This window comes from Affinirhizobium straminoryzae (assembly GCF_007004135.1).
Classification (GTDB): Bacteria; Pseudomonadota; Alphaproteobacteria; order Rhizobiales; family Rhizobiaceae; genus Neorhizobium; species Neorhizobium straminoryzae.
In genome coordinates, this window is the sequence record NZ_VJMG01000004.1 from 108,517 (window position 1) to 128,198 (window position 19,682).

Consider the following 19,682-nt stretch of genomic DNA (forward strand, 5'->3'; position numbering starts at 1 on the left):
CCTATTTCACCGAGCCAAGCATGCCCTGAACGAACTGGCGCTGCATGGCGAAGAACACAAAAAGGGTGGGAAGGGTGGCGAGAATGGTGCCGATCATCACCGTGCCGTAATCGGGATAATAGGCGGAGGCGAGCGAGGCGACGACCAGCGTGATCGTCTTGGTTTCGTTCGACTGCAGCACGATCAGCGGCCACAGATAGTTGTTCCAGTTCATCATGAAGACGATGACGAAGGCTGCCGCATAGGTGGAGCGCATCACCGGCACGTAGATGAACAGAAAAATCTGCCATTCCCTGAGGCCATCGATCTTGGCGGCGTCCCGCAGTTCGCGTGGGAAAGCCTTCGACGCCTGACGGAAATAGAAGATGATGAAGGCGGAAGCGATCGATGGCAGGATGATCGCGATATGGGTATCGATCAGGCCGCTTGACGCCATCATCATGAACAGCGGAATCATCAGCGCTGCAAACGGCACCATCAGCGTCAGAAGCACAACCGCATAGATGCGCTCGCGCAGCTTCGAGCGGAACATCTCGAAGCCGTAGCCGGCCAGCGACGAGACCAGCAGCGTCAGCGCCGTGCCGAATACGGCAATCTTCACCGAGTTCCAGAGAATCAGCGGCACGTCGACGGCCGCGACGAAGGAGGCGATATTGGCAGACAGCGCGGAGCCGAGGCTCACCTTGCCCTTGTTGATGTCGGCCGTGGTGTTGGTCGCCCCGATCGCCATCCAGAAGAACGGAAAGACCGACAGGAAGGCCGCCAGCGACAGCAGCAGATAGCGCAGGGCACTGCCGGCGCGGCGGAGAAGACGCGGGCTCATCGACGCTCCCTCACGGCATAGAACTGCAGGAAGGAGAGAAGCGCCACCAGCACCACGATCACATAGGACAGGGTGGCCGCGTAGCCGAAATTCGGCATGAAGCGGAAGGTGAGATTGTAAATGTAGAGCGACAGCGTCAGCGTTGCATTCGAGGGGCCGCCGGTCCCTTCGGTCAGGCTGTAGACCTCGTCGAACAGCTGCAGCGTGCCGATGGTGGAGGTGATGGTGGTGAACAGGATCACCGGCTTCAGCATCGGCACCGTGAGGAAGAAGAAACGCCCCCAGGCGGGCACGCCATCAATCCGGGCCGCCTCGTCCACGGAACGGTCCAGGTTCTGCAACGACGCCAGATAGAAGATCATGTTGTAGCCGGTCCAGCGCCAGGTGATCGCGATGATCACCAGAACCTTGGCCCAGAACGGGTCGGTCAGCCAGCTGATCGGCTGGTCCATCACGCCGATCGCCATCATGGTGCGGTTGACGATGCCATCGACGGAAAACATGCTCTTGAACAGGATGGAATAGGCCACCAGCGAGGTGATGCAGGGCAGGAAGATCGCCGTGCGGAACAGGCCGGAAAACCTGAGGCGCGGATCATTCAGCGCATTGGCCATGACGAGCGCCAGCACGATCATGATCGGCACCTGGATGACGAAGAAGACGATGGTGTTCGACAGCGCCGTCCAGAAGACGGGATCGCTGTAGAGCCGCACCAGATTGCCGGCACCGACGAAGCGCATCATCATGCCACGGCCGGAATAGACCGAGAGCATCAGCGAACTGACGATCGGATAGAGCATCAGCGTGCCGATGAGGAGGAGGGCGGGGGCGACGAACAGCCACCCGTTCACGTCATAATACCGCCTCAAGCCGCCGGCTCGTGTCCCGGATCCTGTCATTGCCATCGAAACGTCCTGTCACCGCCCCTGCCGGATCTTTGCCCTTCGGCCGGGACAGGCGGCGCGCGCGCCGCATGTCCCGGGAGGAGCCGGCGGCACGGAGGCCGCCGGATCTTGCTTACTGGATCTGCAGTTCTGCCTGGTCGTTGATCGCCTTCAGCACGGCATCCACCGGCTTGCCGTCGACCAGCGCGGGGAGGTTGGCGGTCACGGCGGTGTCCAGCTCGTTGGTGAAGATGCCGTAGTTGACGGCCGGCACCTTGCCGAGCCAGTCGGAGAAGTTCTGCCAGACCTTGTCGCCGCCGAAGAAGGCATCCGCCTGCTGATAGGCCGCACCGGTGCGGGCCGCCATCAGCGAGCCAACGGCGCCGCGCTCGGTCAGGATCTTCTGGTAGAAATCGAGATCCTTGGCATAGACCTCGTTGAGGAAGTCGATCGCCTTCTCCTTCTGCTTGGAGCTTGCCAGCACATACCAGCTGGAGCCGCCGAGGTTGGAGGCATGGACGGCGCCCGGGATGTCAAGCTTCGGGATCGGCGCGATGCCCCACTTGCCGGCCTGATCGGCCTGCGCCTTGATGGTGCCGGTGATCCAGACGCCGGTGACCACGGAGGCAACGTCACCGGAGGTGAAGGCCTTCACATAATCGTTCCAGCCGGTCGCCGGCTTGATGAGGCCGGCCTTGATCATCTTGGCCTGCGTTTCGAGCGCACCCTTCAGCGCGGCATTGTCGTTGACGGCGAGCTTGCCCTTCTTGTCGAAGTACCAGCCATTGCCCGACTGCATGATGATGCGCGTCATGCCGCCATTGTTCAGTTCCTGCGTCGTCATCTTCTTGCCGGTCTTGGCCTCGACGGCCTTGCCGATCTCGATGTAGCGATCCCAGGTGATGTCCTGCAGGTCCTGCGGCTTGAAGCCGGCCTGTTCCAGATAGTCGCGGCGGTAGAAAAGGCCGGTCACGCCGGAATCGAAGGGCATGCCGTAGACCTTGCCGTCCACGGTCATCAGCTCGACCTTGTAGGGCGCAAAGCCCTTGTAATCGACCTTGCCGCTCATCGGCGCGAAGGCGCCGGGGAAGGATTGCAGATATTTCTGTGCGCCGTAATCCTCGATCAGGACGATATCCGGCAGTGCGCTCGTGGTGCCGGAGGCCAGCGCCGTCTGCAGCTTCTGCTCCACATCCGCCTTGGCGAAATCCACCACGTTGAAGGTGACATCCGGATGCGTCTTCGTATAGCGCTGGCCGGCCTCGCGCATGATGGCGACGTTGAAGTTCGGATCCCAGCACCAGATGGTGATTTCCGCGGCAAAGGCCGGTGCCGCCGCCATCAGGCCGGCGCATGCCAGCGCCGCGCGCAGGCCAAGGCCGCGCCAAGTCAGATTGTCCATGTTTCCCTCCCAGAAAACTCCCAGCGACGGAATTTTCGCCCGTCACACGAGACCTAATCGCAAAAGGTGAGCAGACGCAAGAAAACTTTTACTAAATATTTTTTGCAGATGCGAAGGCATACGGCGATGCCGGCGGCGCCTGTGAAGCACCGCATCAGAGGCTGCCAAAGGCAGGAACCAAGGCAACAGAAAGCGCCGGTCAGACCGGCTGCGAGGGCGCGCGAGAACTGTCGCGCCAGATCATTTCGGCAGGAATGACAACATGCTTGGGATAGCTGCGCCCCTGGATGCGCTCGATCAACAGATCGACCGCCGTCTCGCCGATGGCTTCGCTGAGGATGCGCATGGTCGACAGCGGCGGGCTCAGAAACTGAGCCACCGGAATATCGTTGTAGGACGCAACGGCAATATCGCCGGGGATCGAAAGCCCCGCCTCCTGGATGGCGCGATAGGCGCCAATTGCCATGTTATCGTTGGCGGTGATCAGCGCATCCGGCCGCTCCGGCTGGGCAAGCACCACTTTCGCCTGTTCGTAGCCCGCTTCCAGTTTCAGGTTCTGGCCGTGGTCGCCATGATCGGCAAGCGCCATCAGGCGGGCGTCGAACAGGCCATGCTCACGCTGCCAGGCAATATAGGCGCTGCATCGCCGCTCGCCGAAGCGCCGCCCGTCGGCACTCACGGGATCATGCGCGCCGATGAAGGCGATGCGCCGATAGCCGGCAGCAAACAATCCGTCTAGGATCTTGCGGGTGGCAAGGCCGAGATCGCAGCAGACATGGTCGATCTCGGCGAGGCGCGGCACGAAATCGGCAAATACCAGATGCCCGCAATGCTGGGTCAGCCAGTCGATCTCCGAGCTCGAATGACGTCCGACGGCAATCACTCCCGACACGCTCTGCAGCAGCGCATCGGCGGCCAGCGTCTGCGAGTGGAAGACCTTCACGGGCTCGATGCGCAGCTCGCGGCAACGGTTCTCGATGCCAAGGCGCACGCCGATGTAATAGGGATCGGCCAGTTCCTCGGCCGGTTCGAGAAAATGGACGATCGCCACGCGGGGAATCGCAAGAACGCGGTTCGGCAGCTGCAGCGGCCCGGCCTGCGTGCGATTGCGGTTGCGCGGCGTATCGTAGTTCAGCGCTTCCGCGGTCTCGATCACCGCCTGGCGCTTGGCTGCGGAGATGGAGAGCGAGGGATCGTAGTTCAACACGCGCGATACCGTGGCGGGCGAGACGCCCGCAGCCTTCGCAATCTCCTTGATCGTCACCATGATCTTGTCCGGCAGGCTACACGCGGCAGGCAGCAGCGCGTTTAGTAAATTTTTCCCAAGCTGTTCCCATAGCGCATGAGGATGGCACCACGGAAGAGGGCTTTGAAAGAAGGGGGGAGATTTCGATATCGGACGGAAAGAGCCGCGGACCCGGCATCGCGCAAGGCGGTTGACGCGAAGCGCTCCCGAAAGCCTGCCTCCGGCAGCCGCATCGAGATCATGCTTCCATTTCCAATTGCAGATCAAGGACAGGATGTTTTTGCTGCAGCGCGGAAAAGTACGAAATTTTATTTCCTCGAAGCGTCAAATTTTTTCCGATCTGGAAAGTACCCAAAAAAATAATACTATTCGCCGGCGGGAACCTGCCATGCCGTCTTTACAAGGCTCGTCTAATCGTATGAGAAAAGCCTGTCAGCGAACGGGAGGTCCGCCTGGAGCGGTTTTCGAACGCAGACATGGCTGAAAAGAAGTCATTTGGTGAGCCAGCACCCAGGGAAACAACAAGAACACCGAACGCTGCGCGCTATCAATATCCACATAAACGGTCCGGGCGGGTTGTACCCCACGGCCGATGGGAGACAACTTCATGAAATACAAACTCGGTTTCGCTGCCGCCCTGCTGGCAGCATCCTTCCTGTCCACCGCCGCGAGCGCCAAGACCTTCGTCTTCTGCTCCGAAGGCTCTCCGGAAGGCTTCGATCCCGGCCTCTACACCGCCGGCACGACCTTCGACGCCTCGGCGCACCCGGTCTATAACCGCCTGCTCGAATTCGAACCGGGCACGACGAAGCCGGTTGCGGCGCTCGCCGAAAGCTGGACCGTGTCGCCGGACGGCAAGGAATATGTCTTCAAGCTGCGCAAGGGCGTGAAGTTCCAGACGACCGACTTCTTCAAGCCGACCCGCACGCTGACCGCCGACGACGTCGTCTTCTCGATCGACCGCCAGATCAACAAGAACAACCCGTGGAACCAGTACGTGCCCGGCACGTCCTGGGAATATGCCGCCGGCATGGGCTTCCCGGAGCTGATCAAGTCGGTGGAAAAGGTCGATGACCTGACGGTGAAGTTCGTGCTGAACCGTCCGGAAGCTCCCTTCCTCGCCAACATCGCGATGCCGTTCGCCTCGATCATGTCGAAGGAATATGCCGACAGCCTGGACAAGGCCGGCAAGAAGGAACAGCTGAACCAGATGCCGGTCGGTACCGGTCCGTTCACCTTTGTCGGCTACCAGCAGGACGCGGTGATCCGCTACCAGAAGAATGCCGACTACTGGGGCAAGGCACCGAAGATCGATGATCTCGTCTTCGCCATCACCACGGATGCCGCCGTTCGCTACCAGAAGCTGAAGGCCGGCGAATGCCACCTGATGCCGTATCCGAACGCTGCCGACGTCCAGTCGATGAAGGCCGATCCGAACCTGAAGGTCATGGAGCAGGAAGGCCTCAACATCGCCTACCTCGCCTACAACACGACCCAGGCTCCGTTCGACAAGCCGGAAGTGCGCAAGGCGCTGAACAAGGCCATCAACAAGAAGGCCATCGTCGACGCCGTGTTCCAGGGCATGGCGAAGCCCGCCAAGAACCCGATCCCGCCGACCATGTGGTCCTATAACGACAAGGTCCAGGACGACAGCTACGACCTCGACGCGGCCAAGAAGATGCTGGCGGATGCCGGCGTGAAGGACCTGTCGATGAAGGTCTGGGCGATGCCGGTGTCGCGTCCCTACATGCTGAACGCGCGCCGCGCCGCCGAAATCATCCAGGATGATTTCGCCAAGATCGGCGTGAAGGTCGAGATCGTGTCCTACGAATGGGCGGAATACCTGCAGCGTTCGAAGGCCAAAGACCGTGACGGTGCCGCCATGCTCGGCTGGACCGGCGACAACGGCGACCCGGACAACTTCCTCGACACCCTGCTCGGCTGCGATGCCGTCGGCGGCAACAACCGCGCGCAGTGGTGCAACAAGGAGTTCGACGCGCTCGTGAAGAAGGCCAAGGTCACCTCCGACCAGGCCGAACGCACCAAGCTCTACGAAGAAGCACAGGTCGTCTTCAAGCGCGAAGCCCCCTGGGCCACGCTCGATCACTCGCTCTCGGTCGTTCCGATGCGCAAGGGCGTAACCGGCTTCACCCAGAGCCCGCTCGGCGACTTCACCTTCGAAAACGTCGACATCACCGAGTAATCCGGTTTTACCGGACAAAGACGGGCCGCGGAATGGCGACATTCCGCGGCTTTTCCGCAAGGATCGGCGCTCAGGGAAAGGCGCGCGGTCCGGGGCTGGACAAAGGCTGGCGATATGCCGGCCGGCCAGACCCAGCTCTCAGAAAAAAGAACAGGTCCATCCATGTTTGGCTTCCTTTTGCGGCGCCTCGCCGTGCTGATCCCGACCTTCATCGGGGTGTCGATCATCGCCTTCGCCTTCATCCGGCTGCTGCCGGGCGATCCGGTCGCGCTGTTGTCCGGCGAACGCGTCATGTCGCCGGAGCGCCACGCGCAGATCAGCGCCCAGCTCGGCCTCGACCGGCCGATGGTCATCCAGTATCTCGATTATCTCGGCGGCGTGCTGCAGGGGAATTTCGGCTCGTCCATCGTCTCCAAGACGCCGATCCTCAAGCAGTTCATGGCGCTGTTTCCCGCGACCGTTGAACTTTCATTCTGCGCCATTCTGATCGCTATCGCGATCGGCATTCCCGCCGGCGTGATCGCCGCCATCAAGCGCGGCTCGGCCATCGACCAGTCGATGATGGGCATTGCGCTTGTCGGCTATTCCATGCCGATCTTCTGGTGGGGCCTGCTGCTGATCATCCTGTTTTCCGGCATCCTGCAATGGACCCCGGTCTCCGGCCGCATTTCGCTGATGTATTTCTTCAAGCCGGTCACCGGCTTCATGCTGATCGATTCGCTGCTGTCCGGCCAGAAGGGGGCCTTCGCCTCTGCCGTCAGCCACCTGATCCTCCCCTCGATCGTGCTGGCCACCATTCCCCTTGCGGTGATCGCCCGCCAGACGCGTTCGGCCATGCTGGAAGTGCTGTCGGAGGATTATATCCGCACGGCGCGCGCCAAGGGCCTTTCGCCGTTCCGCGTCGTCAGCCTGCATGCGCTGCGCAACGCCATGATCCCGGTCATCACCACGATCGGCCTGCAGATCGGCGTGATGCTCGCCGGCGCCATCCTGACCGAAACCATCTTCTCCTGGCCGGGCATCGGCAAGTGGATGGTGGATAGCGTGTTCCGCCGCGATTATCCCGTCATCCAGGGCGGCCTGCTTCTGATCGCCGGCATCATCATGGTGGTGAACCTGATCGTGGACGTGCTCTACGGCCTCATCAACCCGCGCATCCGCCACTAAGAAGGAAGAAATCCCATGGCAGACACGACCAAGGCCCAGCCCGTGAGCAGCGCGGCCCTTCGCCGCCAGATGCTCGCGGAATTCTGGTTCTATTTCTCCGAAAACCGCGGCGCGGTGATCGGTCTCTTCGTCTTCATCGCGCTGGTGATCGTCGCGGTCTTCGCGCCCTTCATCGCCCCGCATTCGCCGTTCGAACAATATCGCGACGCCGTCCTCGTGCCGCCGGTCTGGGTGGAGAAGGGCAATGCCAGCTATCTGCTCGGCACCGATGCGGTGGGCCGCGATATCCTCTCGCGCCTCATCTACGGCGCGCAGTATTCGCTGTTCATCGGTCTTTTCGTGACGACGCTGTCGCTGACCGGCGGCATCCTGGTCGGCCTGATCGCCGGCTATTACCGCGGCTGGGTCGATACCGTCATCATGCGCCTGATGGATATCATCCTCGCCTTTCCCTCGCTGCTGCTTGCCCTCGTTCTGGTCGCCATCCTCGGCCCCAGCCTGACGAACGGCATGATCGCCATCGCGCTGACGCTGCAGCCGCATTTCGTGCGTCTGACGCGCGCCGCCGTGATGGCCGAGAAGACCCGTGACTACGTGACTGCCGCCCGCATTTCCGGCGCGGGTCCGTTCCGCCTGATGTTCCGCACCATCCTGCCGAACTGCACGGCACCGCTGATCGTGCAGGCCACGCTTTCCTTCTCGAACGCCATCCTGGATGCGGCAGCGCTCGGCTTCCTCGGCATGGGCGCGCAACCGCCGGCACCGGAATGGGGCACGATGCTCGCCGAAGCGCGCGAATTCATCCTGCGGGCCTGGTGGGTCGTCACCTTCCCCGGCCTTGCCATCCTGATCACCGTTCTCGCCATCAACCTGATGGGCGACGGCCTGCGCGATGCGCTCGATCCGAAAATGAAGAGGTCCTGATCATGGCGCTTCTCGACATTCAAAACCTCACCGTCGAATTCGAAACCGCGACCGGCTGGTTCAAGGCCGTGGACGGCGTATCGCTCTCGGTCGACGAGGGCGAAGTGCTGGCCATCGTCGGCGAAAGCGGCTCCGGCAAATCGGTCTCCATGCTCGCCGTCATGGGTCTTCTGCCCTGGACCGCGAAGATCACCGCGGACCGCATGCTCTTCCAGGGGCGCGACATCCGGGCGCTCTCCGATGGCGAACGGCGCAAGCTGATCGGCAAGGACATGGCGATGATCTTCCAGGAGCCGATCGCCAGCCTCAATCCCTGCTTCACCGTCGGCTTCCAGATCGAGGAAGTGCTGCGCATCCACATGGGGATGGGGAGACAAGAACGCCGCGCGCGCGCCATCGAACTCTTCACCCAGGTCGGCCTGCCGAACCCGGCAGAGCGGCTCAACCACTTCCCGCACCAGATGTCGGGCGGCCAGTGCCAGCGCGTGATGATCGCAATCGCGATTGCCTGCAATCCGAAACTGCTGATCGCCGACGAGCCGACCACCGCGCTCGACGTGACGATCCAGAAGCAGATCCTCGACCTTCTGATGTCGCTGCAGGCCGAGCACGGCATGGGTCTGATCATGATCACCCACGACATGGGCGTGGTGGCCGAAACCGCCGACCGCGTGATCGTGCAGTACAAGGGCCGCAAGATGGAGGAGGCCGATGTGCTCTCGCTCTTCGAGGCGCCGAAAAACGCCTATACCCGCGCGCTGCTCTCCGCCCTGCCGGAAAATGCCACCGGCAAGCGGCTGAGCACGGTCTCGGATTTCATGACGGCAGACGAACTGGCCGGAGGCGCACGATGACGGCGACGGAAAACAACGCGGTTCCCATGCTGGAAATCCGCAACATCAAGCAGGACTACCACGTGCCGCAGGGCCTCTTCAAACCGGAGAAGGTCGTGCATGCGGTGAAGGGCGTTTCCTTCAAGCTCGACGCCGGAAAGACGCTTGCCATCGTCGGCGAAAGCGGTTGCGGCAAGTCGACGCTGGCGCGCATCCTTACCTTCATCGACCAGCCGACGGCCGGCGAACTGCTGATCGAGGGCAAGCCGGTCGATACCCGCCCCGGGCATCTCTCGGCCGAGATGCGCCGCAAGGTGCAGATCGTCTTCCAGAACCCCTATGGCTCGCTCAATCCGCGCCAGAAGATCGGCGACGTGCTGGGGGAACCGCTGGCGATCAACACGACGATGTCGGCGGCCGAACGGCGCGAGCGGGCGACCGAGATGCTGGTCAAGGTCGGCCTTGGTCCGGAGCATTACAACCGCTATCCGCACATGTTCTCCGGCGGCCAGCGCCAGCGCATCGCGATTGCCCGCGCGCTGATGCTGAACCCGAAACTTCTCGTGCTGGACGAGCCGGTGTCGGCGCTGGACCTTTCGGTGCAGGCGCAGGTGCTGAACCTGCTCGCCGACCTGCAGGAAGAATTCGGCCTGACCTATGTCTTCATCAGTCACGACCTCTCGGTGGTCAAATACATCGCCGACGAGGTGATGGTGATGTATTATGGCGAGGCGGTGGAATATGGCACCCGCGACGCGGTGTTCGAGGCACCCAGCCACGCCTATACACGCACCCTGTTTGCCGCAACGCCGAGGGCGGACGTGGAGTCGATCCGCGCCCGCATCGCGCGCAAGAAGGCCATTGCCTGATCGATGCCTTTCGCAAGCCGGCGGCCTTTGCCGCCGGCTTCTCCCTCACTCAGGTGAGATCGTGCAGGTCCTTGCCGGACGGCGCGGTGACCGTGAAATCGGAAAACAGAACCTCGAGACCCTCTCGCTCCGGCGTGCAGCACATCGGACCGACCCGATAGGTTTCGGCCACCGGAAAAGGCGAGAGCCGCATCAGCGGCCAGTGGTGTCCATCGGCGGAATATTGCAGCCGCAGCCAGCCCGCATCGACCGTCACCCGCAGATAAAGGTCGGACGGATCGCCGGCATAGGGGCCTGTCGCCCAGTCGGACTGGCCGAGCGTCAGGACGCTGCCGAGGCAGGCCACGCCATCGGAAAACTCGATGCCCGCCTTCAGCCAGTGGTTCTCGTCCATGCGCACCATCAGGCCGGCCTGATCGTAGAGCTGGTCATAACGCGCCCGGATCCGCATCTGGGCCGTGAAGCCGCCGGTGCGGGCGAGACCGAAGAAATGCCCGCTGTCGCGCGCAAAACCGTAATAGGTCTTCTGCCAGAAATCGCTCTTCGCATCGGTCGTGACCTGCAGACCCTTTTCCGTCAGCGACCACCGTCGCGGTGCGTTCAGCCATTCGCAGGCATCAAACATCTCTTTCCTCCCTTGCTGTTTGCCCTGTAGATAAACACTGACTAGTCAAGAAAGCGAAGCCATGCCTCGATCCATGCCCCATACCGACCGTCTTTTCGAGACCGAAGGCGGCCGGCATCCGCTCGCAGTGCTACGCGAGGTCTATGGCTATACGGCCTTTCGCGGGCGGCAGGCGGAGGTGGTGGCCACAGTGACGGCCGGTCGCGATGCCGTGGTGCTGTTTCCGACGGGAGCCGGCAAATCGCTCTGCTTCCAGATCCCGGCGCTCTGCCGGGAGGGCGTCGGCATCGTCGTCTCGCCGCTGATTGCGCTGATGCGCGATCAGGTGGAGGCGCTGAAACAGCTCGGGGTTCGGGCGGCAGCGCTCAATTCCTCGCTGACCCGCGAGGATTACGTCGCGGTGCGGCGCGCGCTCGATCGCCGGGAACTCGACCTGCTCTATGTGACACCCGAGCGCACGGTGACGCCGGGCTTCCGCGAGATGCTCGACCAGACGAAGATTGCCCTGTTTGCCATCGACGAGGCGCATTGCGTTTCGCAATGGGGCCATGATTTCCGGCCGGAATATCGCGAACTCGGCCAGCTGGCGACGCTTTATCCCGGCGTGCCGCGCGTGGCGCTGACGGCCACCGCCGATCCGCACACCCGCGAGGATATCATCGAGCGTCTGGGGCTGCAGGGCGCGGAGGTGTTCACCACCTCCTTCGACCGGCCGAACATCACCTATGAGATCGTCGAGCGCGACCAGCCGCGCCAGCAATTGCTGCGCTTCCTGTCGCGCCACAAGGGATCGAGCGGCATCGTCTACTGCCTGTCGCGCGCCAAGGTGGAAGACACCGCCGACTGGCTGAACGAGCAGGGCATCCGGGCGCTGCCCTATCATGCCGGCATGGAGCGGGAGAAGCGCGACGCGCATCAGGATGCCTTCCTGAAGGAAGAAGATCTCTGCCTCGTGGCAACCGTCGCCTTCGGCATGGGCATCGACAAGCCCAACGTACGCTATGTCGCCCATCTCGACCTGCCAGGCTCGGTGGAGGCCTATTACCAGGAAACCGGCCGCGCCGGCCGTGACGGACTGCCCTCGGAAGTCTGGATGGCCTATGGCATGGCCGATGTCATCCAGCGCGGACGGATGATCGACGAAGGCGGATCGAGCGACGACATCAAGCGGGTGGAGCGCGCCAAGCTGAATGCGCTGCTTGCCATCTGCGAGACACCCGGCTGCCGGCGACAGGCGATCCTCGCGCATTTCGGCGAAGCGCATGCCGGCCGCTGCGGGAATTGCGATACCTGCCTGAAACCGGTCGAGACCTGGGACGGCACGGAGGCCGCGATCAAGGCGCTCGCCGCCATCTATCGCACCGGCGAACGCTTCGGCACCGGCCACCTGATCGACGTGCTGCTCGGCACCGTCAACGACAAGACGACCCGCTTCGGCCATGTGGACATGCCGGTGTTCGGCGCCGGCAAGGATCTGGCATCCAAGACCTGGCAATCGGTGTTCCGACAATTGCTGGCAGCCGGGTTGATCAGCGTCGACCACGCGGCCTTCGGCGCATTGAAGCTTGAGGAAACCGCCCGCGCCGTCTTCAAGCGGGAACGGGAAGTGCGCTTCCGCGTCGACCGCCCGACCAAGGGCAAGGCTGCCCGCACTGCATCTGCCAGTTCCGCCCATGCCCGCTCGGCGCTTGAGGGCGACGACATGGCGCTGTTCGAGACGCTGCGCAGCGCCCGCATGGAACTGGCGCGCGAACTTGCCGTGCCGCCCTATCTGATCTTTCCGGATACCACGCTCGTTGCTTTTGCCCGGGAACGGCCGATGACGCCGGAGGCGATGCTCGGCATTTCCGGGGTCGGCCCCTCCAAGCTGGAACGCTATGGCGAGACGTTTCTCGACCTGATCCGGGAGCATGACGACGCGTGATGTCTGCGCGCCGTCGGTGATCGGTGGTCAGATGGCCTTCAGCGCCTCTGCCACGCGCGCGCGCCAGGCGGCGTTCTGAACCAGCGCCTCCGGAAACAGGCCCGGCAAGGCAAAGAAGGCATCCGGGGATCCGGTCTCGGCTGACAGGCGAGCGGCGGCGCGAAGCTCGTCCGCCCGCGGATCCTCCAGGAGGTCGGTGGTGCGGATATAGGCGATCCAGAAGGCCGTTGCCTCGGCGAACTCCAGCGCGTGATCCCCCTGCGCCAGCGCATCGACGGTGGCGGCAAAGATCCGCTGCGGCATCTTCTGGCTGCCATCCATGGCGATCTGCTTGGTCTTGTGGGCGATTGTCGGGTTGCTGAAGCGGGTGATCAGTTCCGCCTGATAGGCCTCGAGATCGATGCCCGGCACCGGATCGAGTGTGCGGGCGGCGGCGGCCATGTGGCGACGGACCCGCGCGGCATGTTCCGGCACCGCCATCACGTCGCGCACAAAGGGCAGCCCCTTCACCTGACCGAGATAGGCAAGCATCGAATGGGCGCCATTCAGAAGCCGGAGCTTCATCTTCTCATAGGGCTCGACCGTCTCCACGAACAGCGCACCGGCCTTTTCCCAGGCGGGCCGGCCGCAGGCGAAGCGGTCCTCGATCACCCATTGCAGGAAGGGTTCGGTATCGAGCGCCAGCCGGTCCTCGGCGCCCAGCAGTTCGGCCGCCCGCGACAGCGTCTCCGCGGTGGCGGCCGGCACGATGCGGTCGATCATGGTGCTGGGGAAGGCGCCCTCGGCGGCAATCCAATCGGCCAGAGCAGGGTCGCGCCGGGTCGCCATCTCCAGCACGAGCCGCCGTACGACACGACCATTGGTCGGCAGGTTGTCACAGCAGAGAACGGTATAGGGGGCAAGCCCCGCCGCCCGGCGCCGCGCCAATCCCTCGACCAGAAAGCCGATCGCGCCGATCGGTGCCTGCGGATGGGCAAGATCGGCGGCGATGGCAGGATGGGTGAGGTCAAGGCCGCCGGTCACGGGATCGAGGCCATAAGCCTTTTCCGTCACCGTCAGCGTCACGATCCGGATGTCGGGGCTTTCGAGGCGGGCAAGCAGCGCGTCACGCTCATCGGCTGCGGAGATACCGCCGATGACGCAGCCGACGAGGCGCATCTGCGGGCCGCTCGCATCGCGCGCCGTCACGGTGAACAGATGGTCCTGCCGGCGCAGATCCTCCACCGCCTGCCGCGAGCGCAGGCTGACCCCGATGATGCCCCAGTCACCAAATTCCTCGGCAAGCGCGAGATCGGTGTAGACGGCCTGATGGGCGCGGTGAAAGGCACCGAAGCCGAGATGCACGATGCCCGGCTTCAAGCGCTGCCGGTCGAAGCCGGGGGAAAGGACGCCGGCGGGCAGGGGCGTGGCGGAGGTGAGGGGCTGCATGCTCATGACAATCCTGATGCGGTTTGGCCGGTGGCGGCGAGGCCGAAGGTCCGGTGGGAGAGGGCGCGTTCGATGCCGCGCAGTTCGGCAAGCCCCTTGAGACGGCCGATAGCGGGATAGCCGGGCTGCGCGCCGCGCGTGAGATCGTCGAGAATTTCCTGCCCGTGGTCGGGGCGCATGGGAATCTGGTGATCGGCGCGGCCTTCCGCCCTGCGCCGGGCCTCCTCGGCCAGCAACTCGGCAATCACCGCCACCATGTCCGTATCGCCTTCCAGGTGCTCGTCCTCGAAGAAGGAGCAGGGGGTACGCTCTTCCTCGCGGCGCACATTGCGCAGATGCACGAAGTGGATGCGCGAGGCGAACCGGCGCGCCATGGCCGGCAGATCGTTGTCGGCGCGCGCACCGAGCGAGCCGGTGCAGAAGGTCATGCCATTGGCCGGGTGATCCACCGCCGCCAGCATGTCGGCATAATCCTCGGCGGTGGAAAGAATGCGCGGCAGGCCGAGCAGCGCCCATGGCGGATCGTCCGGATGCGCGCAGATGTTGATGCCGGCCTGTTCGGCGACGGGCACGACCTCGGCCAGGAAATCGAAGAGATTCTGCTTCAGGCGCTGCCGATCGATGCCGGCATAGGTTTCGAGCAGGCCGAGCAGTTGCGGCAGGCTGTAGCCATCGGCAGAACCCGGCAGGCCGGCGCCGATATTGCGCGACAGGGCGGCCCGACGGTCATCGTCCATGGCGCGGAAACGATCCGCTGCCGCCGCCCGCGTCTGCGAATCGTAATCGCCTTCGGCGCCGGGGCGCTGTAACAGGTGCAGGTCGAAGGCGGCAAAGTCGATGCGGTCGAAGCGCATTGCCTTGGCGCCATGCCGGGCGCTCCAGCGCAGTTCCGTACGCGTCCAGTCGAGGATCGGCATGAAATTGTAGCAAACCGTGCGGATGCCGGCCTCGCCCAGCCGGCGCAGGGTTTCCTGCCAGTTGGCGATATGGGTCTTCCAGTCGCCGGTCTGCGTCTTGATGCTTTCCGACACCGGCACGCTTTCCACCACGTCCCAGACGAGGCCGGCGGCGGCGATCTCCGCCTGCCGGCGGGCGATCTCCTCGACCGGCCAGACCGCGCCGGTCGGAATGTGGTGCAGCGCGCTGACGATGCCGACCGCCCCCGCCTGGGCGGCATCCGTCACGCTCACCCGATCGATCGGGCCAAACCAGCGCCAGGTATGTCTCATGTCAAAAACCTCAGGAGAGAAAATGCAGTTGAACCTTGCAGGCGACCATGCGGTCGCCCGCCTGCCGGAAGGCGGCATCCGCCTCTTCCAGCGGAAAGCTGTGGGTGAGAATGGGGCGCACATCGATACGGCGCGTGGCGATATGGGAAACGGCCTCGGCAAACTCGCTGTCGAAACGCTGCGAGCCGATCATCGTGATCTCCTTGCCGACCAGCGCATTGAGCGGCAGCCGGATGTCGCCCGTCACGCCCACCTGCACGATGGTGCCGCGCGGGCGAACCGTGGCAATCGCGGACCGCAGCGCCGGCTCGGCCGCAGAACACTCGAAGGCGATATCGAACTGCCCCTTGTCGGCCTCGTAGGCGGAGAGGAGGTCCGGCCGCTCGGCCACGTTGATGGTGCCGGTCGCCCCCATGGCGGCCGCCCGGGCAAGCGCCGCATCGGCAAGATCGGTCGCCATGACCTCGGCCGCCCCCGCATGCCGCGCCGCCGCCGCCACCAGCGCGCCGATGGGACCGGAGCCGGTGACGAGGACCCGCTTTCCGGAGAGATCGCCGGCGCGCGACACTGCATGCAGGCAGACCGCCAGCGGTTCGGCACAGGCCGCCTCCTGCGGGCTGACCAGCGTCCCGGCCGGCAGGCACTGACGCGCCGGCACCACCATCCAGTCGCGGAACAGCCCCTGCGCATGCGGCAGCCGCATGGCGCTACCCATGAACTGCATGTCGAGGCAATGGATGGGAAGATCTTTCGCACAGAACCGGCAGTGACCGCAGGGCTGGCTCGGATTGACGGCCACCAGATCCCCAGGCGCCAGATGCGAGACGCCATCCCCCAGCGCCACCACATGGCCGGCCGCCTCGTGGCCTGGAATGATCGGCTCGCGCACGCGGATCGGCCCGAAGCCGCCATCCTGATAATAATGGAGATCGGAGCCGCAGATGCCGCCGGCCGCCATCTTCAGGAGAACCTCCCCCGGACCGGGGGAGGCAAGCGGCATGGTTTCCACGCGAATGTCGCGGACACCGTGAAGCCGCGCGATACGGGTTTCTGTCGCCATTGCTCCCATCAGCGGATCAGCCCCATTTCCTTCGGCAGCCAGAGCGTGATCGACGGCACGAAGGTGATGAGCAGCAAGGCGACGAAAAGCGGCACAAGCCAGGGCAGGATTGCCATGGTCGTCCGCTCCACCGAAAGCCGCGCCACGCGCGACAACACGAACAGCACCATGCCGAGCGGCGGATGCAGCAGCCCGATCATCAGGTTCAGCGTCATGATCAGCCCGAAATGCACGGGATCGATGCCGAATTTCAGCACCAGCGGCAGCAGGATCGGCACGAGAATGCTGATCGCGGCAATCGTATCGAGGAAGCAGCCGACGAACAGCATCAGGAGGTTCACCAAAAGCAGGAAGACCCATTTGTTGGTGGTGATGCTGAGGATGGCATCGGACAGCAGCTGCGCCGCCTGACTGACGGTGAGCAGCCAGGCAAAGATGGAGGCGGCCGTCACGATGAACAGGACCGAGGCCGTCGTCTCGATGGTGTCGAAGGTCGAGCGGGCAAGGCTCGCAAACGTCATGGTCCGGTAGCGGACAAGCCCGAGGAACAGCGACCAGAGCACGGCTGCGACCGCCGCTTCCGTCGGCGTGAACCAGCCCATGGTCATGCCGCCGATCAGGATCACCGGCGTCATCAGCGCCATCACGGCCGAGAAATCGAAGTGCCAGTCGAGCGCGAGAAGCGCAAGAAGCGCAAGACCGACCGCGATATTCATCGAAAGCCCTGCCGCCATCAGAAGATAGACGGCGAGCGGAAAGGAGAGGACGACCACGACCTCCAGCCCGGCGGACAACAGCCGACGGCGCTCGAAAGGCGCATCCGAGCCCCAGCCGCGACGATAGGCAAACAACACCACCGTCAGCATCATCAGCGCCGTCATCACGATGCCGGGCAGAATCCCGGCCATGAACAGGGCGCCGATCGAGACATTGGCCATCATGCCGTAGATCACGAAGGGCAGGCTCGGCGGAAAGATCGGCCCGAGCGTCGCCGAGGCGGCCGTGACACCGACGGCCGCATCCACCGGATAGCCATGATCCTTCATGGCCTTGATCTCGATGGTGCCGATGCCGGCCGCATCGGCGAGCGCCGTGCCGGACATGCCGGAAAAGATCACCGAGCCGATGATGTTGACCTGCGCGAGGCCGCCCTTCATCCAGCCGACAAGGGCAACGGCGAAGGCATAGATGCGGCCCGTCACCCCGGCCGTGTTCATCAGATTGCCGGCCAGGATGAAGAAGGGAACCGCCAGCAGCGGAAAGCTTTCGACACCGGCGATCATGCGCTGGGCAGCGATGATGTCGGGTGCCACGCCATAGAAGACCAGGTAAAGCAGCGAGGCGACCGCCATGGCAATCGCCACGGGAACGCCGACCAGCATGAAGGCCAGGAAGGATCCGACAAGCAGCAGCATGGCTCAATCCTCCTGCGGCAGGAAGGCGTCCGGCCGTTCCAGCACCGAGTAGCCGCGGCGCTGGTTCTCGACGAACACCTGCACGGACCTCACCAGCATCAGCACGAAGCCGGCCATCACGCTGTAGAAGACGACGCTGCGCGGCAGATCGACGGTGACCATGCGCTCATCGGCAACGATCGAGACATAACGCCACATCAGCCAGCAGGCATAGGCGAAGAAGGCGATGCGCACGAGATCGACCATGATCGACAACCCGCGTGCAAACGTCTTCGGCAGGTAATGATAGAGCACGTCCACCTGGATATGGCGGGAGATGCGCACGCACATCACCGAGCCGATGAAGACGACGCCGATCAGGCAGTTGATGGCGATCTCCTCTGTCCAGGCATAGGAATTGTTCAGCACATAGCGGGTGAAGAACTGCAGGAAGACGCAGGCCGTCATGATCCAGAAGATGGCCAGCGCCACCCAATCCTCGACGGCATAGCCCGAAATATCAGCCGCCGGCGCAGCGTCCTCGAAGGAATGCGCCAGCTCCTCCGCCGTGACCGGCGTGTGAACCTCATTGGTCATGATCAAATTCCGGCAAATGGGAAATCGAAGGGAAATGCGTGCCGGCACGTGGCAGCGGCCGGCACGCACGGCTCACTTGATGGCGCGGATCGCTTCCCAATCCTCCTGCTTGTAGCCGAAATCCTTCAGCGCAACCTTTTCGCGGACATTGGCCTCGAAATCGGCCTTGTCGACCTCGGTCACCGAGATGCCCTTCTCCTTGAAGGTGGCAACCAGCCCCTTCTCACGCTCCTCGATGATCTTCGTGCTGCGCTCGGCCGCCTCCTGCGTCACCTGCGTGAAGATCGCCTTGTCCTCGTCGGAAAGTTTTGCCCAGAGCGACTTGGAGACCAGCGTGTTCAGATGATCGACGATGTGGCCGGTCAGCACGATGTGCTTCTGAACCTCGTAGAACTTCTTGGCCTCGATGGTGGTGAGCGGGTTTTCCTGGGCCTCGACCGTGCCGTTCTGCAGCGCCAGATAGACCTCGGCAAAGGCGATCGGCGTGGTGTTGGCACCGCAGGCGCGCGGCATGGCGAGATAGGCCGGCACGTCGGGCACGCGCATCTTCAGCCCGGCCAGATCGGCGCACTTGCTGATCGGCCGGTTCGAGGTGGTGTGGCGCGTGCCATAATAGGTGACCGCGGTGATGTGATTGCCGGAGGCCTTTTCGTAACCTGCGGCCAGCCGCTTGAACACATCGCTCTTGGTATAGGCGATCAGATGCTCGGGGCTGCGGAAGGTATAGGGGTAATAGGTGACGCCGATCGGCGCATATTCACGCGCGGCGAAGCTGGAGCCCGAGATGATCAGGTCCACCGTGCCGAGCTTCAGGCCCTGGTTGAGATCGGCCTCCTTGCCGAGCTGCGACGCGGGAAACACGTCGATCTTGTAGCGACCATTGGTGCGCTTTTCGATTTCCTTGGCCGCCCAGACCGATTCCGTGTGGAACGGCTCGGATGTCTCATAGACATGCGCCCATTTCAGCGCCGTCTGGGCCTGCGCACCAAACGCGGATGCCAGGATGACGGCGGTTGCCCCCAATGCTGCTGTCAGACTGAACTTCATCACTCTCTCCTCCCATGGTGATGTCGT

The 19,682-nt window shown here is 63.5% G+C and carries 17 protein-coding genes; 6 read left to right on the plus strand and 11 right to left on the minus strand.

Annotated elements, in window-relative coordinates; translation table 11 throughout:
- Nucleotide 1 precedes the first annotated feature (1 nt).
- The 4 genes from FNA46_RS01625 to FNA46_RS01640 all read right to left on the minus strand — a co-directional run bounded on the left by FNA46_RS01625 (nucleotide 2) and on the right by FNA46_RS01640 (nucleotide 4,376).
- Complete coding sequence (locus tag FNA46_RS01625) at nucleotides 2-823, minus strand: carbohydrate ABC transporter permease (protein WP_142880593.1); 822 nt, start codon at nucleotides 821-823, stop codon at nucleotides 2-4.
- Nucleotides 820-1,728 carry a carbohydrate ABC transporter permease gene (locus tag FNA46_RS01630; RefSeq protein WP_142880594.1) on the minus strand — a complete coding sequence of 303 codons (909 nt, stop codon included), beginning with the start codon at nucleotides 1,726-1,728 and terminating at the stop codon, nucleotides 820-822. The genes FNA46_RS01625 and FNA46_RS01630 overlap by 4 nt, the downstream gene beginning before the upstream one ends.
- A gap of 112 nt (nucleotides 1,729-1,840) precedes the next feature.
- Nucleotides 1,841-3,109, minus strand: a complete 1,269-nt coding sequence (locus tag FNA46_RS01635) for an ABC transporter substrate-binding protein (protein WP_142880595.1) — start codon at nucleotides 3,107-3,109, stop codon at nucleotides 1,841-1,843.
- Nucleotides 3,110-3,308: 199 nt separating this feature from the next.
- Nucleotides 3,309-4,376, minus strand: coding sequence for a LacI family DNA-binding transcriptional regulator (locus FNA46_RS01640; protein ID WP_142880596.1), 1,068 nt, complete (start codon nucleotides 4,374-4,376; stop codon nucleotides 3,309-3,311).
- A gap of 586 nt (nucleotides 4,377-4,962) precedes the next feature.
- On the opposite strand from FNA46_RS01640, the gene FNA46_RS01645 reads away from it, so the two are divergent.
- The 5 genes from FNA46_RS01645 (at nucleotide 4,963) to FNA46_RS01665 (ending at nucleotide 10,351) form a co-directional block, all read left to right on the plus strand.
- Complete coding sequence (locus FNA46_RS01645) at nucleotides 4,963-6,558, plus strand: ABC transporter substrate-binding protein (RefSeq protein WP_142880597.1); 1,596 nt, start codon at nucleotides 4,963-4,965, stop codon at nucleotides 6,556-6,558.
- A 162-nt stretch (nucleotides 6,559-6,720) separates the two neighbouring features.
- Complete coding sequence (locus FNA46_RS01650; RefSeq protein WP_142880598.1) at nucleotides 6,721-7,725, plus strand: ABC transporter permease subunit; 1,005 nt, start codon at nucleotides 6,721-6,723, stop codon at nucleotides 7,723-7,725.
- Between the two features lie 15 nt (nucleotides 7,726-7,740).
- Nucleotides 7,741-8,649 (plus strand): ABC transporter permease subunit, encoded by a 909-nt coding sequence (locus tag FNA46_RS01655; protein WP_142880599.1) that lies wholly within the window; start codon nucleotides 7,741-7,743, stop codon nucleotides 8,647-8,649.
- A 2-nt stretch (nucleotides 8,650-8,651) separates the two neighbouring features.
- A complete protein-coding gene (locus FNA46_RS01660) occupies nucleotides 8,652-9,503 on the plus strand; it encodes an ABC transporter ATP-binding protein (RefSeq protein ID WP_142880600.1) in 852 nt (283 codons plus the stop codon).
- The gene (locus tag FNA46_RS01665) at nucleotides 9,500-10,351 is read left to right on the plus strand and encodes a dipeptide ABC transporter ATP-binding protein (RefSeq protein ID WP_142880601.1); all 852 of its coding nucleotides are present in this window, start codon (nucleotides 9,500-9,502) and stop codon (nucleotides 10,349-10,351) included. Before FNA46_RS01660 ends, FNA46_RS01665 begins: the two co-directional genes overlap by 4 nt.
- A 49-nt stretch (nucleotides 10,352-10,400) precedes the next feature.
- Here FNA46_RS01665 and FNA46_RS01670 read toward each other — a convergent pair whose 3' ends face one another.
- Nucleotides 10,401-10,976 (minus strand): DUF1349 domain-containing protein, encoded by a 576-nt coding sequence (locus FNA46_RS01670; protein WP_142880602.1) that lies wholly within the window; start codon nucleotides 10,974-10,976, stop codon nucleotides 10,401-10,403.
- A 61-nt stretch (nucleotides 10,977-11,037) separates the two neighbouring features.
- On the opposite strand from FNA46_RS01670, the gene recQ reads away from it, so the two are divergent.
- A complete protein-coding gene (gene recQ / locus FNA46_RS01675) occupies nucleotides 11,038-12,900 on the plus strand; it encodes a DNA helicase RecQ (protein ID WP_142880603.1) in 1,863 nt (620 codons plus the stop codon).
- Between the two features lie 27 nt (nucleotides 12,901-12,927).
- On the opposite strand, the gene FNA46_RS01680 is transcribed toward recQ, so the two are convergent.
- The 6 genes from FNA46_RS01680 to FNA46_RS01705 all read right to left on the minus strand — a co-directional run bounded on the left by FNA46_RS01680 (nucleotide 12,928) and on the right by FNA46_RS01705 (nucleotide 19,655).
- Nucleotides 12,928-14,328, minus strand: a complete 1,401-nt coding sequence (locus FNA46_RS01680; RefSeq protein ID WP_185969686.1) for a mannitol dehydrogenase family protein — start codon at nucleotides 14,326-14,328, stop codon at nucleotides 12,928-12,930.
- A 2-nt stretch (nucleotides 14,329-14,330) separates the two neighbouring features.
- Complete coding sequence (gene uxuA, locus FNA46_RS01685) at nucleotides 14,331-15,557, minus strand: mannonate dehydratase (RefSeq protein ID WP_142880605.1); 1,227 nt, start codon at nucleotides 15,555-15,557, stop codon at nucleotides 14,331-14,333.
- A 10-nt stretch (nucleotides 15,558-15,567) separates the two neighbouring features.
- Entirely contained in the window at nucleotides 15,568-16,617 is a 1,050-nt protein-coding gene (locus FNA46_RS01690) for an L-idonate 5-dehydrogenase (protein WP_185969683.1), read from the minus strand.
- Between the two features lie 8 nt (nucleotides 16,618-16,625).
- Complete coding sequence (locus FNA46_RS01695; RefSeq protein ID WP_142880607.1) at nucleotides 16,626-18,032, minus strand: TRAP transporter large permease; 1,407 nt, start codon at nucleotides 18,030-18,032, stop codon at nucleotides 16,626-16,628.
- A 3-nt stretch (nucleotides 18,033-18,035) separates the two neighbouring features.
- Nucleotides 18,036-18,608 (minus strand): TRAP transporter small permease, encoded by a 573-nt coding sequence (locus tag FNA46_RS01700; RefSeq protein ID WP_142880608.1) that lies wholly within the window; start codon nucleotides 18,606-18,608, stop codon nucleotides 18,036-18,038.
- A 72-nt stretch (nucleotides 18,609-18,680) separates the two neighbouring features.
- A complete protein-coding gene (locus FNA46_RS01705) occupies nucleotides 18,681-19,655 on the minus strand; it encodes a sialic acid TRAP transporter substrate-binding protein SiaP (RefSeq protein ID WP_142880609.1) in 975 nt (324 codons plus the stop codon).
- Nucleotides 19,656-19,682: the final 27 nt, after the last annotated feature.

Coding starts and splice junctions, on each gene's coding strand:
- FNA46_RS01625 (WP_142880593.1), bottom strand. CDS start 823: ATGAGCCCGCGTCTTCTCCGCCGCGCCGGCAGTGCCCTGCGCTATCTG.
- FNA46_RS01630 (WP_142880594.1), bottom strand. CDS start 1,728: ATGGCAATGACAGGATCCGGGACACGAGCCGGCGGCTTGAGGCGGTAT.
- FNA46_RS01635 (WP_142880595.1), bottom strand. CDS start 3,109: ATGGACAATCTGACTTGGCGCGGCCTTGGCCTGCGCGCGGCGCTGGCA.
- FNA46_RS01640 (WP_142880596.1), bottom strand. CDS start 4,376: ATGGTGACGATCAAGGAGATTGCGAAGGCTGCGGGCGTCTCGCCCGCC.
- FNA46_RS01645 (WP_142880597.1), top strand. CDS start 4,963: ATGAAATACAAACTCGGTTTCGCTGCCGCCCTGCTGGCAGCATCCTTC.
- FNA46_RS01650 (WP_142880598.1), top strand. CDS start 6,721: ATGTTTGGCTTCCTTTTGCGGCGCCTCGCCGTGCTGATCCCGACCTTC.
- FNA46_RS01655 (WP_142880599.1), top strand. CDS start 7,741: ATGGCAGACACGACCAAGGCCCAGCCCGTGAGCAGCGCGGCCCTTCGC.
- FNA46_RS01660 (WP_142880600.1), top strand. CDS start 8,652: ATGGCGCTTCTCGACATTCAAAACCTCACCGTCGAATTCGAAACCGCG.
- FNA46_RS01665 (WP_142880601.1), top strand. CDS start 9,500: ATGACGGCGACGGAAAACAACGCGGTTCCCATGCTGGAAATCCGCAAC.
- FNA46_RS01670 (WP_142880602.1), bottom strand. CDS start 10,976: ATGTTTGATGCCTGCGAATGGCTGAACGCACCGCGACGGTGGTCGCTG.
- recQ (WP_142880603.1), top strand. CDS start 11,038: ATGCCTCGATCCATGCCCCATACCGACCGTCTTTTCGAGACCGAAGGC.
- FNA46_RS01680 (WP_185969686.1), bottom strand. CDS start 14,328: ATGCAGCCCCTCACCTCCGCCACGCCCCTGCCCGCCGGCGTCCTTTCC.
- uxuA (WP_142880605.1), bottom strand. CDS start 15,557: ATGAGACATACCTGGCGCTGGTTTGGCCCGATCGATCGGGTGAGCGTG.
- FNA46_RS01690 (WP_185969683.1), bottom strand. CDS start 16,617: ATGGCGACAGAAACCCGTATCGCGCGGCTTCACGGTGTCCGCGACATT.
- FNA46_RS01695 (WP_142880607.1), bottom strand. CDS start 18,032: ATGCTGCTGCTTGTCGGATCCTTCCTGGCCTTCATGCTGGTCGGCGTT.
- FNA46_RS01700 (WP_142880608.1), bottom strand. CDS start 18,608: ATGACCAATGAGGTTCACACGCCGGTCACGGCGGAGGAGCTGGCGCAT.
- FNA46_RS01705 (WP_142880609.1), bottom strand. CDS start 19,655: ATGAAGTTCAGTCTGACAGCAGCATTGGGGGCAACCGCCGTCATCCTG.